Consider the following 15,270-nt stretch of genomic DNA (forward strand, 5'->3'; position numbering starts at 1 on the left):
TGGCGCTGAGTGCCCATCCGGGAAAGTTTACGCTTATCGGGACGGGCATGTTTCGGAATGCGACCAGCAGTCATCGTTTTTACTGGTGCATTCCGTGTATCCGAATATTCACGTCACCGGGCGCAGGATAACAAATTAGCGGGAAGACTGTATTCAGTGGCGGCTTTCCTGAGGCCGTGCTGGCAAGGATTCTGCCGGCCGCACAGGGGCTAAAGGCGCGGCGAAAAAGAACAATGGCCAGATGGCGCCTGACAGCGCAATGGCACGCGTGTTGCGCGACGGATCGCGCCGTTAAGGCGACGCGAAAACGAGCCTGAAATAAGACCGGCCTGTTTCACGCTTTTCCGGTACCAGGAAAAGTGTGATTAAGGGGGGACGTTGCAAGGCGCACGGCGGTAAACCGGCGGTATCGAAAAGCCGATATTTGTGAGGGGGGTCGGTTGTGTGGCGTGAGTTCTCCGGCAAGGGCATGACCACCGCCCCGCAGCTGGCTGACAGCGACGTCAGCATGATACGGAAAATATTCGACGTTATTGTCGAGCGGATCGCGCGTGAACTCAACGGCGAGTCCTGCCTGGCGCGTGAAGAGGCACCACCGCTTAAGCAGCAGATGGTGAATGCGCTTTCATTTGGCGAGCGCATCACACAGCGGGAAGACAGGCAGCAGGCAGTTGTGCTGTATGCCACGTATGCGGCGGAAAAGCTGAGGGAGCGGAATTGGCGCTGTCGTCATATCAGTGTATCAATTTCCACCGGCCGCCACGGTGATGAGCCGCAGTATTCGAACACAGCCTTCTGCAAGACAGAATAAGCACGCAGAAAGCGTAATGGACTTTGTGTCAGATCCCCTATCAATGCAGGGGTGAAGGTATGAAACCGCCCTTTAAACTGCGTGCTTACTTCAAGGCATTAAAATCCTGATTCCAGTGAGTATCACGGTGTATATCAGTAACTGCCTCATCGGGATCAGATCATGTGACAGAATGCGTTCCAGGATAAATCCGTTTTTTCCAAAGCGAGACGTTGTTTCTGCAGTCTCCCAGTCAGTTTCATTCACAGACGGCTGAATGGTATGGCAATAGATGACACAGATGCTTTACTTTGCAGTCAAAATCCTGGGACGGGCTTCTGTTTTTCTGCCCTTCTGAATTCAATATGTGGGCCACATAAGGTTTCGTAGGCAATATGAACAATGGTGGGAAAGCCCTCCACCCTTTTCTTTCCAGTCCTGAATACTCCATGACTTTCTGATACTCAACATAAAACGGCTTTTTACAATAAGACAGTCTGGTTTCGAACATGGCATCGGCAAAGGTATCAATGTTAATCAGGATGTTTCACCCTGACATTAAACATTTACCTGTTTGATAAATAACAATTTATATGAAATTTTCGTGATGAAAACACCATGATATTGATTACTACATGCGACATAAGAACGACAAAATGGTCGTTGGTATCACTGATTAAACATGAGTGATACTAAGAAGGCAGATAGCGCTCAATACTATGAACAGTGCAAAAAAGTAAGCGCCGGGTAAGTCGTCTCATTTTTAAGCATGGTAAGACCGGCAGCATAGTAAAGAGATAACGCTTCCAGGCTTAAACTCAGGATGACTGAGCGAGAATAATCATCATCTGGTATTGCTCTCTCATCATGAAATGTGCAGTTAGATTTGCTGCCACTTTTGCCGCTATGAGTGTACCCCGCCCCTCCCCCGCGCTTAGGGTCCATTCTTACGGTCTCATTATGTGATTAATGACATCACTAAAGTAGTCAGATGAAACAAAGCCATACTTTATGGCCTGAACTCAGCCTGATAAGAAAGAACTCTTTTCCCAGGGGAGAAAACTGTTGTGTGACACTTTTAAAAAGTGGCAATCAACTCGTTTAAAGGGTCATGATAAAAAGGTAGGACAAGTTTTGAATTTATCAGAAATGCTCAAACGGATTTACTGAAAGTAGTCACGGTCGGTCATTCAGCTCACTTTACATTCAAATCCATGACGTATAGCTAACAATAGACTGTAAGAATATTAGCGTGAATAAATTCTCAGCTGAAATATACATAGCAAGTAATCACCTCTCACCGCCAATGTTCACCCATGAAATTAACGATTAACTTCATGATTTATATGATATTTTTTGATATTTTTCATGATGAAAACACCTCGAAAGATCATAAAGATTCATATTCATGCTCTGGTATCTGTCCGGCAGAAGGCGTTATCAGAAGCAGGTTCTGTTCATATGAAATCTGCGAAAACCCACTTTAAAATATCTGTTTCCTGCCCACCCCCCTGAAGTTCTACCCGCTCAGTCATTCAATCTTAATAACAAAATGACAGTGCAAAAAGCTCTCCACTTTAAAATCACCGCAAAATCTCATCGTCTATGAAAAAAATCCAGGTTTTTGGGATTTTTCCAAAAAATTGGCAGGTATGAGGTTTTTGTGTAGTATGCAAAAAAACATTAATGCAGAGGGGCTTATGAAGCGTGATTACGGTGGAGTGCTGGAAATGGCCACGCGGGCTAATTCCATGTTACATGGACTGAGTAACCACATTGAGCAGCAGCGTCAGGAATTTAACCAGACTGGTTTTTATCAGACCTTCTCACGCAATGCTGTCGCTAACATGCCATTGCTCAGTAAGCACGCTGTAGTCGCCGCGATTGGTGATATGGAAGCTGCAGGGTATCAGTTTGGTAAGAAACAGACCGGGAGTACCTCGCAATATGCCCTGACAATCCAGAACGTAGTCGATATCTACCAACACCGTAAGGTACCGAAATACCGCGATCGTCACGATGGCCCTTTTGTGGTATTCGTTGTCAGTCTTAAAGGCGGCGTTTCCAAAACCGTCAGTACCGTTACGCTGGCCCACGGTATGCGCGCACATCCTTCTATGTTGCACAATGACCTGCGTATACTGGTTATTGACCTGGATCCACAGGCATCAAGCACGATGTTCCTGAGCCATACCAACAGTGTAGGTTCCGTTCTTGAGACGGCAGCTCAGGCCATGCTCAACGATCTCGATGCTGACCAGCTTCGTGAACAGTTTATTAAACCTACCGTCATGCCCGGCGTTGATGTGATCCCAGCGTCTATAGACGATGGTTTTGTTGCCAGCGACTGGGAAGAACTGGTTGCTGAACATCTCCCCGGCGTTGCACCCTCAGAAGTATTGCGCCGTAATGTCATTGATCGTCTGGCGGGTGATTACGATTTCATCTTGCTTGATACCGGCCCTCACCTTGATTCATTCATGCTGAATGCAATTGCAGCCAGTGATGTACTGCTGACCCCGACGCCTCCGGCACAGGTGGATTTCCATTCCACTATGAAGTATCTGACGCGCCTGCCGGAAATGCTGGAGCGTATTGAGTCAGAAGGCATTGAACCACGGCTTAAAGCCAATATTGGTTTTATGTCCAAAATGACCTCCAAACATGATCATCTGACTTCTCAAAGCTATGCCCGGGAAGTCTTTACCAAATCAATGCTGGACTGCAGCTTACCGCGGCTGGATGGATTTGAACGCTGTGGCGAGTCCTTTGATACGGTGATCAGTGCTAATCCCTCCTCCTATCCAGGCAGTGCGGACGCTCTGCGCAAAGCTAAATATGAAGCCGAGCAGTTTTCACGAGCTGTGTTTGACCGCATCGAATATATCAGGAGTACTCTGTGAGCAAACCGATACAGCGCATTGGCCGCAAATTTGGTGATTCTGCTATCGCGAGCATGATTGACAGCAGCAGTCAGTCGCGCACCTTTACGCTGAAATCAGGCGCGAAGGCGACTTTTGTGCGGCAGTTAATCCCGCATGATGATATTGAAACCCGAACCAGCGTTGACCCAAAAATTAACGGACGTGATCAAAGCACATTGACGCCGGAATCGCTTCAGGAGATCACCCGCACCATTACGCTACAGCAGTTTTTCCCGGCTATTGGTCGTGTAGACGGTGACCGGATTGAGATCATGGATGGTTCGCGCCGCCGTGCCGCTTGCATTCTTTCCGGTGCCAGTCTGGAAGTGCTGGTCACCGCTGATGAACTGAGCCTCAGTGATGCGCGTCAGCTGGCCGCTGATATTCAAACGGCTAAAGAGCATAATCTGCGTGAGTTAGGCCTGCGCTTTATGCTGATGAACGAAAACGGCATGAGCAAAACAGAGATTGCTAAAGCTGAGGGTATTTCCAACGCCAAAGTATCACGTGCGTTCCAGGCAGCAGCCGTGCCCGCTGAATTTATCGAACTCTTCCCGATCGTATCAGAGTTGACACTACAGGATTATCAGTTGCTGCTTGACGTCTGGGAAGAGGCGAAAGCAGAGGCGGTCGATGTCTCGGGGCTGGTCAGTGAAATTCAGCAAAAACTGAATGCAGAAAATGCCCTGCAAAATACCAATGCGGATGAGAAGAAGAGCGCTATCCTGAATGGCTTCAAAAGTGCTCGTCGCCAGTTAAAAAAACCGGTGCCTGTCAGCAAGACGGTGACAGAAAAACTGGCAACATTTACCACAGCCAATACCTATGCGCGTCGTAAAACCAATGATGAGAAGCGCACTGTGCAGTATGAATTCAGTCGCCTGCCAAAAGATATTGCTGAACAGATTGATGCGTCGATCAGACAGATACTCTCTACGCTGAAATAACTTTTATCACGCTTCTCTGCAATCAGAACCGGCCTCTGTGCCGGTTTTTTATTCTGTCATTCACCACCCTCTGGGCAGCGTTATCCTTGTCTGACGCCATCACCGGATAAATACTTTTGTTAATTACGCATCACTTCAGCAGAGTAACGCTTGAACTCCTGACGGTTTAGCGCTATAGCTAAACCGGTTTAGCTTTTAGGTTTTATCAGAGGAGTTTTTTATGTCTGTTCGCGTATGGTGCCTCGGGGATGCCGTGGTGGATTTGCTCCCCGAAATGCCGGGTCGCCTGATGCAGTGTCCTGGCGGTGCACCCGCCAATGTCGCCGTTGGAATTGCCCGTCTGCAGGGAAACAGCGGGTTTATCGGCCGGGTCGGCGCTGATCCTTTTGGTCAATTTATGCGGGAGACGCTCAGTGAAGAGAAGGTTGATACCTGCTACATGATAGCCGATCCACCGCACCGTACTTCAACCGTGGTGGTCGGGCTGGATGAACAGGGCGAACGTTCCTTTACCTTTATGGTGCGACCAAGCGCTGACCTGTTTCTTGAGGTGGCAGACCTGCCTGAGTTCCGGCGCGGGGAGTGGCTGCACTGCTGTTCGATCGCCTTATCCGCGGAACCTTCACGCACGGCGACACTGACCGCCATGGAGCGGGTCCAGGCAGCAGGCGGCTATGTCAGTTTCGATTTAAATCTGCGTGACGACCTCTGGCCCGATTTGGCACGGCTGCATAAGGTGGTGAACGAGGCGCTGAGCTACGCCGACGTGGTTAAACTGTCCGACGATGAGCTCAATTTTCTCTGTCCGGACCAGGAACCGGCTGACAGCATGCTGACGCTGGCCGCGCGATTCAGCATTAACTTATTACTGGTCACGCAGGGCAGGGAAGGGGTGATGGCCTGCTATCAGGGCCAGATAACCCATTATGCCACCCGGCCCGTGGTCAGCGTCGACACCACGGGCGCAGGTGATGCCTTCGTGGCCGGATTACTCTGGGGACTGGCGAAGTCGGGTCTGCCTGCCGATGAATCGCAGCTGGCCATCTGCCTTGCCAGTGCACAGCGCTGCGGCGCCCTGGCAACCACGGCTAAGGGTGCCATGACAGCACTTCCGTGGCTCTACCAGCTGGAGGAACGGGCAGGCTAATCGTCTCAAGTGCCTCTGTTTTGCGAGCTATCTCACATTCACTAAACCGGTTTAGCTGTTTTCATTGCGCAGGGAAATTACCCGTGGCTATGATTTGCGCCTAAATCGGTTTAGCAAAAAAATACCAGTGATGATAGCTTCTGATCAGGGACAAAAAAATGAAAAAAAGCACGATTGCGGTAACCCTCTCAACACTATTTCTTTCCACATCGGTCTGGGCCGATCCCAGCATGAGCAGCATTGAAGCGCGTCTCGCGGCGATGGAGCAGCGACTGCAGGCAGCCGAGCAGCGGGCAAATGCTGCTGAAACACGTGCGCAGATTGCGGAGAAGCAAGCTCAGCAGCTGGCGTCAGTTCAGCGGCAGACCCAGACCTCCACCGCCCGGGTCGCAGAGCGCACCACGAAACGGGAGGCGCAATCCGCCGATCAAGGTGGCTTCGAGTTTCACGGTTATGCCCGTTCCGGATTGCTGATGAACAGTTCGGCCGCTAAAACCCAGGGTGGCCCGACCGTGACGCCTGCCGGGGAAACCGGCGGTCATGTTGGCCGCCTCGGTAATGAGCCGGATACCTACGTTGAACTCAACCTCGAACACAAGCAGACGCTGGACAATGGTGCCACTACCCGTTTCAAAGCGATGCTGGCTGATGGGCAGCGCACCTACAATGACTGGACGGCCGCCAGTAGCGATCTCAATCTGCGTCAGGCATTTGTCGAGCTGGGGCAGCTTCCTACCTTCAGCGGCGCGTTTGATAACGCAACGGTCTGGGCCGGTAAGCGCTTTGATCGTGACAACTTTGATATTCACTGGATCGACTCCGATGTTCTCTTTCTTGCCGGTACCGGTGCCGGTATTGACGACATGAAATGGAACGATCAGGCACGCAGCAACATCTCGCTTTATGGTCGTACATTTGGCGACATCGAAAACAATGAAAACACCGCCCAGAACTACATCCTGTCGCTGAATAATTTTGTCGGCCCCGTGCAGCTGATGGTCAGCGGAATGCGGGCGAAAGACAACGACGATCGCCAGGATATCGACGGTAACAGAGTCAAAAGCGATGCGGCGGAAACCGGCGTTCATGCGCTGCTGGGTCTGCATAACGACAGTTTTTATGGGCTCACAGAAGGCTCATCGAAAACTGCGCTGCTTGTTGGTCATGGATTGGGTGCAGAGGTGAAGTCGATTGGATCTGACGGCGCGCTGTTGCCGGAAGCCAATAGCTGGCGGCTGGCGAGTTACGGTATTACCCCGCTCGGCGCTGGCTGGCATATTGCGCCTGCCTTACTGACACAACGCAGTGAGGATCGTTATGTCAAAGGTGACAGTTATGACTGGGCGACAGTCAACCTGCGGTTGATTCAGGAAATCACTCAAAACGTTGAGATGCAGTATGAAGGTTCTTATCAGTACATGGACCTGCGTCCGCAAGGCTACCACAACCGTAATGCGGTCAGCGGCAGCTTTACCAAACTCACCGTCGCACCAACCCTGAAAGGCGGCGATGTCGGTGACTTTCTCAAACGCCCTGAAATTCGCCTCTTTGCAACCTGGATGAACTGGGATCACCGGCTGGATAACTATGCCAGTGACGACGCGTTCGGCAGTAAAGGCTTCGATGCCGGTGGCGAATGGAACTTCGGCGTACAAATGGAAACCTGGTTCTGACCGGCTGGCCCCGAATGCCGGGGCCTGTTATCCACGCGGATAAAAACATAACAAGACTGAGGTGTGTATGGACTATGTAAAAATATCGCGGGTATTACTGCCCCTGCTGGGTGGCAAAGAGAACATCGCAAGCGCGGCTCATTGCGCCACCCGATTGCGTCTGGTACTGGCAGATGATGAAAAAGCCGATACCACCGCGATTGGTCGGATTGAGGGGGTTAAAGGCTGCTTCCGTAATGCGGGACAGCTTCAGGTTATCTTCGGGACTGGCGTGGTGAATAAGGTCTACGCCGCCTTTATCGCTGAGGCGGGCATCAGCGAATCGAGTAAGTCTGAGGCCGCTGATATTGCGGCACGTAAGCTTAATCCTTTCCAGCGCATCGCACGCCTGTTGTCGAATATCTTTGTGCCGATCATTCCCGCGATTGTGGCGTCAGGTCTGCTGATGGGCCTGCTGGGAATGGTCAAAACCTACGGCTGGGTCAATCCGGAAAATGCGCTCTACATTATGCTGGATATGTGCAGCTCGGCGGCGTTTATAATCCTGCCGATCCTGATTGGCTTTACGGCTGCCCGCGAGTTTGGTGGTAACCCGTTTCTTGGCGCCACCCTGGGTGGCATTCTGACTCACCCGGCGCTGACCAATGCCTGGGGTGTCGCAGCGGGTTTCCACACCATGAACTTCTTCGGCATTGAAGTGGCGATGATCGGCTATCAGGGCACGGTGTTCCCGGTGCTGCTGGCGGTGTGGTTTATGAGCATGCTGGAAAAGCAGTTGCGTCGGGTTATCCCGGATGCGCTGGATCTGATCCTGACACCGTTCCTGACGGTGATTATCTCCGGCTTTATCGCGCTACTGATTATCGGTCCGGCTGGTCGTATGCTGGGTGATGGCATCTCCTTTATCCTCAGTACTCTGATTGCTCACGCCGGCTGGCTGGCGGGACTGGTGTTTGGTGGACTCTACTCGGTGATTGTGATCACCGGCGTCCATCATAGCTTCCACGCGATTGAAGCGGGTTTACTGGGGAATCCTTCGATTGGCGTAAACTTCCTGCTGCCTATCTGGACGATGGCAAACGTGGCTCAGGGCGGAGCCTGTCTGGCAGTGTGGTTTAAAACCCGCGATGCAAAGATTAAAGCGATTGCGCTGCCCTCTGCATTTTCAGCGCTGCTGGGAATTACCGAGGCGGCCATCTTTGGTATTAATCTGCGGTTTATGAAACCCTTTCTGGCCGGTCTGGTGGGCGGCGCGCTGGGCGGTGCCTGGGTGGTATCGGTCCATGTTTATATGACTGCGGTCGCACTGACCGGGTTGCCAGGCATGGCGATTGTCCAGGCTGGCTCATTGCTTAATTATCTCATCGGCATTGCAATTGCGTTCACCACAGCGTTTGTGATCTCTTACCTGCTCAAATACAAAACGGATTCTGAATAATGGCTTCATCAACACGTCTTGCCGCCATTTTACAGGCGGTGATGCAGGGTATACCAACGGCGCTTAGCGACAGCCACTATCCCGGCTGGCATCTGGCACCGGCAACCGGGCTGCTTAACGATCCCAATGGCTTCATCCATTTCGAGGGTTATTATCATCTCTTCTACCAGTGGAACGCGCTGGGCTGTGCGCATCAGCATAAATGCTGGGGACACTGGCGATCAGCCGATCTGCTGCACTGGCAGCATCAGCCCATCGCCCTGATGCCGGACGAAGAGTATGACCGCAGCGGTTGCTACTCTGGCAGCGCGGTAGACGATAACGGTCTGCTGACGCTGATCTATACCGGTAATGTGAAGTTTGATGATGGCTCGCGCACTGCGTGGCAGTGCCTGGCGCAGCAGAACAGCGCGGGCGGTTTTGACAAACTCGGCCCGGTCATCGCCGTGCCGGAGGGTTACACCGGCCACGTGCGCGATCCTAAAGTGTGGCGCCACGACGGTCTCTGGTACATGGTACTGGCCGCGCAAAATAATCAGCTGCAGGGCAGGGTGCTGCTGTGGTGTTCTGAAAATCTGCGGGAGTGGCAGAATCTCGGCGAGATTGCGGGTAGCGGACTGGGCGGTCTGGGTGCCGCAGGCTACATGTGGGAGTGCCCGGATATGTTCACGCTCGGCGACAGCACTTATCTGATCTGCTGTCCGCAGGGCGTCGTGCCAGAAGAAAAGCGGTATCTGAACAGTCACGCCTGCGCCTGGCTGAGCGGCTCGCTGGATTATCAGCAGCCTGCATATCTGCATGGCCCGCTGAACGAAATGGATGCCGGGTTTGAATTTTATGCACCCCAAACCACGCTTACCGCTGATGGCCGGCGTCTGCTGGTGGGCTGGATGGGGACGCCAGACGGCGAAGAGATGGCTCAGCCAACCGTTACACAGGGCTGGATCCACCAGATGACCTGTCTGCGCGAGCTGAGATCCCGAAATGGCCGGCTCTGTCAGCAGCCTGTTGCCGAACTGCAGGCGCTGCGGGAGAAGGAGCAGCACTATCAGGGCCGTGCTGATGATGCGCCGCCGGTCGCGGCACAACGGCTGGAACTGGAGCTGAAGAGTCAGGGCGGGATTGAGCTCAATTTCGCCGATACCCTGATCCTGACGTGGCAGCAGAATGAACTGCGGCTTGCCCGTCGCAGCCTCGTATCGGATAAATGGACATATCGGTACTGGACCGGGGCTGCACGCCGGTTGCAGATCCTGTGTGACCACTCCAGCGTTGAGATCTTCATCAACGACGGAGAAGGGGTGATGAGCAGCCGTTATTTTCCAAACTCTCCGGCCATGCTGACCCTGCACGGGCGCGCAGAACTGCAGGCCCGCTACTGGTCGTTACGTCGTTGCATGGTAGAATAAACGCGTGTTTCACTAACCGATGCTTTGCCGTGAGAAAAACAAAACGCGTTACCATCAGTGATATTGCCGGGCTGGCCGGGGTCTCGAAAGCCACAGCCAGTCTGGTGCTCAACGGCCGTGGCGAAGAGTTACGGGTGGCGAAGGAGACGCGCGAGCGGGTTCTGACGCTTGCCCGTGAACACCATTATCAGCCCAGCATCCATGCCCGGATGCTGCATGACGCCCGCAGTCATACGCTGGGGCTGGTGGTGCCGGAGATCACTAACCACGGTTTCGCTGCCTTTTCTCATGCACTGGAAAATCTCTGCCGCGCGGCGGGTCTGCAGTTGCTGATCTCCTGCACCGATGAAAATGCCGTTCAGGAGATGGCCGTGGTCAACAACCTGGTCGCGCGTCAGGTCGATGGGTTGATTGTCGCCTCCAGTATGCTGAGCGACAGCGACTATGTCAGCCTCAGTGAACAGCTGCCGGTGCTGCTGTTTGACCGCCACATGAACAATACCCGGCTGCCGTGGGTAATCACCGACTCTGTGACGCCCACCGCTGAGCTGGTTGAAAAGCTGGCGCGCGCCTGTCCGGAGGAGATCTACTTTCTTGGCGGACAGTCTGATCTCTCCCCGACCCAGGATCGTCTGGCGGGATTCAGGCAGGGACTGGCGCGGGCAGGTGTGACTCCACAGCCGGAGTGGATTATTCAGGGGAACTATCATCCCGGCAGCGGCTACGAGATGTTTGCCGCGCTCTGTAACCAGCTTGGACGTCCACCCAAAGCAATGTTTACCGCTGCCTGCGGTCTGCTGGAGGGGGTGCTGCGCTATATGAGCGAGCATAGCCTGCTGACCCGTGACATCCGCATCGCCAGTTTCGACGACCACTATCTCTACGATTCGCTCTCAATTCCGATCGACACGGTAGAGCAGAATGTGCCGGCACTCGCACAGGCCTGCTTTTCTATGCTGACTACCATGATCGGTGGCGAGGACCCGGCGAATAGTCAGCTTATCCTGCCTGCCACGCTGCGGCTGCGTGGCTAATCGCCCGGCGCTTCGGCCCGGGCGTTGCTTTGCCTGAGTCCGCCATCGGCAGGGAGCTGGCGCTGCGCAAGAAAAGCGATATCAGGTCACCAGCGGTGCTGTCACGGCGGGAGACGATCAGTGCGCTGAAGTAACTTTCCAGCACGGCAAAGGCTTAAGCGGCTTTCAGCAAATCCACGTGGCGGATTTGTGGGTCGAAAACCCTGATCCGCGCAGAGTGAGACGTCCCCGTTCAGGTGCGTCAGATTCCGGGACATCCCGCATCCGACAGTTAATACGCACCGGCAGCACAAAAGCGAAGTCCTGTGCCAGATCGCAGGCATGTCGGCACTGCCAGTGCATCAACCAGTTTATGGGCTATCGTCAGCGCCCTCTCCCTAAGTGGTTGTATCTCCCGGGCGCTGAACGACTTCATGACCAGCCCTCTTGCCGGGTATTATCCGGTGGATTCAGCACCAGAAACATTCTGCTGATATCACTGAAACAGCGGCAGTCCGGCTACATCATCGCCAAATCTCAGTTTGACGCTCTCCTTATGATTCTTATTGACTCGCCGATTGTTCAGCAGGGCGCCCACACCTGCGTGACTGCGGCTGATGATCTTATCTCCGGCAGGAATAAGCGGACTCGGCCGATAGAGAATTAGTGCAGGCGCTGAATGCGGGCAAGGGAAGCGAAAAGGGTGTTTTTATCATTTTCACTGAGGTGGGGCGCTGTAAGGTGCGACATCAGAAAGTCTTTGTCCTCCTGCGAGAAGGTGCCGATCACCAGGTGCTGGTTGATCGCGGTCAGGAGCTGTGCATCAAGCTGTTCTATCTGCTGCCTGGTCCCGGCCAGCTCTCTGACGGAAACATCTCTGTCCGGTGATGAGAGCCAGTCAGCCCGATAGCGATACTGAATCGCCTTGCTGGCGTTCATCAGAGCGTGAGCAAACGGCACGACGGAGTGGGGTTCAAGCCCTGCCTGCTGTGCGTGTTGCAGCATGTTATCCAGAACCACTTGTTCCCGTGGCAGATCCTCAACAGGTAAATGATGCAGTGCCTTATAACCTGCCACCGCTTTCATCACCTGCATACGTTCATTGAGCGCGGTAGAAAGTGCCCCAAGAGAAACGGACGAAACCGAACCGGCAAAAACGTTGCTGCACATAAGCAGGGAAGAGAAAAAAATAGCCATAAAGTGAGTCATTTGCTTGCTCCGTTGATAAAAAATGGCACTAGTTTAGTCATGAAAAAGTCACCTTTTGTCATTATTTTGTTTTCGAAATGTGAATCCCGATTGGGGTCTGGGAAATAGGATCAGGTTATTAATTTTAACGTTATTTTTTATCACCTTCGTCATCAAACGTTCATATTGATTTGCAATGATGACAAGTTGACTGACTGATAAGCCTGAGTTGATTGCATCCTGTATCCGAGAAGCGTCGCACCCTTCTGGGAATGTCTGCGATGTCAAAACAGTTTTATGATGTAAGCCGGGTTGTGCGCTCAGGAAAGCGCCATGCCGATCAGGTATCAGGGTTAATATGCGCTGCCAGTGTGGACTTTTTTAGCAGCAAAATGAGGTGGATATGTCTGTATCTGTAGCGTCTACCGATGATAAGCCGGTCGCGGAGTGAGTTAAGAGCCTGGAAAAACAGGCGGCAAGCCGTTCAGATACAAACTGGATCAGTGCAGAAGAGAGCCTCAGCCTGACGCAGCGCGTTTACAGCGTACAGGATAAATTGATTGAGCTGGCGTTGGGGTAATTTTAAATCTCCCGCCGTCCCGGTCGTAAATCGGCAGGGGTAAAAAACTGATATTTCAGCACGCAGTGTCGCCCGGCATTTTGTGCGCTGCGCAGTGAAGGGGTGTTGCCGGGCAGAATGGTGCCGGTCAGCAGCGCCTTCTCACCATAGTGATGAAGCTGCTGCAACAAATGCTGCTGAGCGCGCGCAGCGAGTCCACGGCCCTGATAAGCGGGCATAATCACTTCATCCATAATCTGGAATCCTTCAATGAAGGCCAGTCGCCGCGGGACACAAATTATCAGCCCGGCCATTACGCCCTGCCAGACAATTAACAATACATGTCCGCTGGCGAGATCCTCCCGCAATTCCTGCCTGCTGGTTGCCAGTAGCTGATTACGCAGATGCGGCAGTGTATGCCAGCTGGCACGATAGGCACGATTAATCGCGGTGATACAGGCGGGGTAATCTTTCCGGCTGGCCTTTACCAGTGAAATCTCCTTGTCGGCAGGTGCAGAGAGTGAGGCTGGATCGCTGAGGTAAACCAGTTGATCGCTTATACCGATGTCTGAATGAGCCGCAGGCAACAGGATATGCAGCTTTAACGGTTTGAGCCGCTGCCACGCCTGCATGATGGCGCAAGCAACTGCGTAATCGATGACGCCGTCACGTGCCACAATCTCAATGAAAGGCTGTGAAAGATCACCACCCAGATAGCGCGGTCCGGTGAGGTAACGCTTACCGTTTATCGTCAGTTCACGCTGCAAAAAGGTGTGCTGGGGCAGGCCGGTTTCACGCCAGGGAAAGGCGGCTGAAAAATGATGATCGTCGCATCTGAGCTGCTGCTGTGCCAGCCAGCGGGAAAGCCAGTCGGTGAGACATGCAGATGAGACAGGAACAGTACGGTAGAGCGACACCATATAATCCAGCATAAGATTCCTTATTGCCCGCCGTCAGTGATCTCCTGCCTCTCTCCGGGGTATATGAAAACGGTTGCCGGATTGCACATGAGGCTGGTGAGAGTGTAAACGATGTGCGCTGTTTATGACCATCCTAACCTATCCACCAGCACCATTACGTCTCTGCGGCATAACGGCTCGGGGTCTGCCGAACGTTTCAATGCTCGAAATGTGAGCAGGTAACCGTCATTCTCTGTGATCGCTTATTACGGCCACCGTTTGTGCTGACTTGAAAAAGTCGATAAGAATCTCTTCGGGTCTGACTGAACTACGCAGGCATTGTCAAATTAATTGATGGAATAATACAAAGTTGCGCAAAACTTAAATGAGAAACTAAATACACAATTTTTACGCAAATAATACGGAATCAGATAATCGACGCCACGCTGGGATTTAAATCCATGAAGACGGCATATGCCACCATCAAGGGGATTGAAGTCATGCGGGCATTGCGTAAAAGACAGGCGGAAAACTTTTACTTCGGCCATCCCCTGGGCGAGATGCGTCTGGTGAGCAGAGTTTTTGAAATTTAAGACCTTTCTATAATACAAAAGGCTACCTCATCAAGAAATTTGCAACAGTGCCGCAATTTCTGTTAAATCCCTGTTTTTAATTTATGGAGACAGCAAAGCTAAAAAATAAAATCAAGTATAAACAGGATGTTGAAAACTTTAGCAACGCATGTTAATTGGCTGAGACGATCATTAGCCCATCGTTGATAGTTAATATCTATCAGTTAGGGTGTAACCGATCGATAATAACCATTTTTATTGAGTGGTTTATGGGCGTACTGTCATTTACAGAAATAGTTATACCTCTTAGGGAGTATCGCCATCCGGAAATCGTTGCCGGAACTTTCTGAGTTAACCTGACCAGATTCAGAAGGATATAAGATGCCAGTTCCGGTTCTGTACCACCCTGACTTAAAGGTGGTTGTGGCCTCCCTTTGCGGTGCGCTGGTATGGGGGCTGAACCAGCGATATTTTGACCGTAAAAAACAATCAGTGGCCTTTGTTATCTCTTTTGTTATGGGGATTCTGGGGGCTGACGTGACGCTTGAAGTGGTGAATATAATCTTCCCCGGTGTTTTTTCTGGTGAGCGGGCGATAGGTGCATTCCTCTGCAGCGCGTTAATTATCACCCTGGTAACCGGCCTTATTCACCGGATAAGTCTGCTGCAGAATAATCAGGTAAAAGAAAAATAATCATCAGCGTTATCCGAA

Annotated in this window: 11 protein-coding genes and 1 pseudogene; 10 read left to right on the forward strand and 2 right to left on the reverse strand. The window is 52.2% G+C overall.

Annotation, left to right across the window (positions count from 1 at the left end; all coding sequences use genetic code 11):
• Positions 1 to 442 precede the first annotated feature (442 nt).
• The 8 genes from WFO64_RS19460 (at position 443) to WFO64_RS19495 (ending at position 11,362) form a co-directional block, all read left to right on the forward strand.
• On the forward strand, positions 443 to 811 hold the full coding sequence (locus tag WFO64_RS19460) for a DinB/UmuC family translesion DNA polymerase (RefSeq protein ID WP_442956167.1): 369 nt from the start codon (positions 443 to 445) through the stop codon (positions 809 to 811).
• Positions 812 to 2,490: 1,679 nt separating this feature from the next.
• The gene (locus tag WFO64_RS19465; protein WP_337013719.1) at positions 2,491 to 3,693 is read left to right on the forward strand and encodes an AAA family ATPase; all 1,203 of its coding nucleotides are present in this window, start codon (positions 2,491 to 2,493) and stop codon (positions 3,691 to 3,693) included.
• Positions 3,690 to 4,661, forward strand: coding sequence for a ParB family protein (locus tag WFO64_RS19470; RefSeq protein WP_337013677.1), 972 nt, complete (start codon positions 3,690 to 3,692; stop codon positions 4,659 to 4,661). Before WFO64_RS19465 ends, WFO64_RS19470 begins: the two co-directional genes overlap by 4 nt.
• Positions 4,662 to 4,881: 220 nt before the next feature.
• Entirely contained in the window at positions 4,882 to 5,808 is a 927-nt protein-coding gene (locus WFO64_RS19475; protein WP_337013678.1) for an aminoimidazole riboside kinase, read from the forward strand.
• A 158-nt stretch (positions 5,809 to 5,966) separates the two neighbouring features.
• Entirely contained in the window at positions 5,967 to 7,481 is a 1,515-nt protein-coding gene (locus WFO64_RS19480; protein ID WP_337013679.1) for a carbohydrate porin, read from the forward strand.
• Between the two features lie 67 nt (positions 7,482 to 7,548).
• Positions 7,549 to 8,919 (forward strand): sucrose-specific PTS transporter subunit IIBC, encoded by a 1,371-nt coding sequence (locus WFO64_RS19485; RefSeq protein ID WP_337013680.1) that lies wholly within the window; start codon positions 7,549 to 7,551, stop codon positions 8,917 to 8,919.
• Positions 8,919 to 10,328: a sucrose-6-phosphate hydrolase gene (locus tag WFO64_RS19490; protein ID WP_337013681.1), complete on the forward strand. Its 1,410-nt coding sequence runs from the start codon at positions 8,919 to 8,921 to the stop codon at positions 10,326 to 10,328. Before WFO64_RS19485 ends, WFO64_RS19490 begins: the two co-directional genes overlap by 1 nt.
• 29 nt (positions 10,329 to 10,357) lie before the next feature.
• Positions 10,358 to 11,362 (forward strand): substrate-binding domain-containing protein, encoded by a 1,005-nt coding sequence (locus WFO64_RS19495; protein ID WP_337013682.1) that lies wholly within the window; start codon positions 10,358 to 10,360, stop codon positions 11,360 to 11,362.
• A gap of 642 nt (positions 11,363 to 12,004) precedes the next feature.
• Here WFO64_RS19495 and WFO64_RS19500 read toward each other — a convergent pair.
• Positions 12,005 to 12,550, reverse strand: coding sequence for a chorismate mutase (locus WFO64_RS19500; RefSeq protein ID WP_337013683.1), 546 nt, complete (start codon positions 12,548 to 12,550; stop codon positions 12,005 to 12,007).
• Between the two features lie 561 nt (positions 12,551 to 13,111).
• The gene (locus WFO64_RS19505; RefSeq protein ID WP_337013684.1) at positions 13,112 to 14,020 is read right to left on the reverse strand and encodes a GNAT family N-acetyltransferase; all 909 of its coding nucleotides are present in this window, start codon (positions 14,018 to 14,020) and stop codon (positions 13,112 to 13,114) included.
• A gap of 395 nt (positions 14,021 to 14,415) precedes the next feature.
• Here WFO64_RS19505 and WFO64_RS19510 point away from each other — a divergent pair.
• Positions 14,416 to 14,580, forward strand: a pseudogene (locus WFO64_RS19510) (IS6 family transposase); the annotation flags it as partial.
• A 360-nt stretch (positions 14,581 to 14,940) separates the two neighbouring features.
• Entirely contained in the window at positions 14,941 to 15,252 is a 312-nt protein-coding gene (locus WFO64_RS19515; protein WP_337013685.1) for a putative holin, read from the forward strand.
• The last annotated feature ends 18 nt before the right edge of the window (positions 15,253 to 15,270 follow it).

Origin of the sequence: Pantoea sp. AS142 (assembly GCF_037152305.1) — a bacterium.
Lineage (GTDB): Bacteria > Pseudomonadota > Gammaproteobacteria > Enterobacterales > Enterobacteriaceae > Pantoea.

Excerpts from the sequence above, each read along its gene's own strand:
- WFO64_RS19465 (WP_337013719.1), top strand. The coding sequence starts at position 2,491 with ATGAAGCGTGATTACGGTGGAGTGCTGGAAATGGCCACGCGGGCTAAT.
- WFO64_RS19475 (WP_337013678.1), top strand. The coding sequence starts at position 4,882 with ATGTCTGTTCGCGTATGGTGCCTCGGGGATGCCGTGGTGGATTTGCTC.
- WFO64_RS19480 (WP_337013679.1), top strand. The coding sequence starts at position 5,967 with ATGAAAAAAAGCACGATTGCGGTAACCCTCTCAACACTATTTCTTTCC.
- WFO64_RS19485 (WP_337013680.1), top strand. The coding sequence starts at position 7,549 with ATGGACTATGTAAAAATATCGCGGGTATTACTGCCCCTGCTGGGTGGC.
- WFO64_RS19490 (WP_337013681.1), top strand. The coding sequence starts at position 8,919 with ATGGCTTCATCAACACGTCTTGCCGCCATTTTACAGGCGGTGATGCAG.
- WFO64_RS19500 (WP_337013683.1), bottom strand. The coding sequence starts at position 12,550 with ATGACTCACTTTATGGCTATTTTTTTCTCTTCCCTGCTTATGTGCAGC.
- WFO64_RS19505 (WP_337013684.1), bottom strand. The coding sequence starts at position 14,020 with ATGCTGGATTATATGGTGTCGCTCTACCGTACTGTTCCTGTCTCATCT.
- WFO64_RS19515 (WP_337013685.1), top strand. The coding sequence starts at position 14,941 with ATGCCAGTTCCGGTTCTGTACCACCCTGACTTAAAGGTGGTTGTGGCC.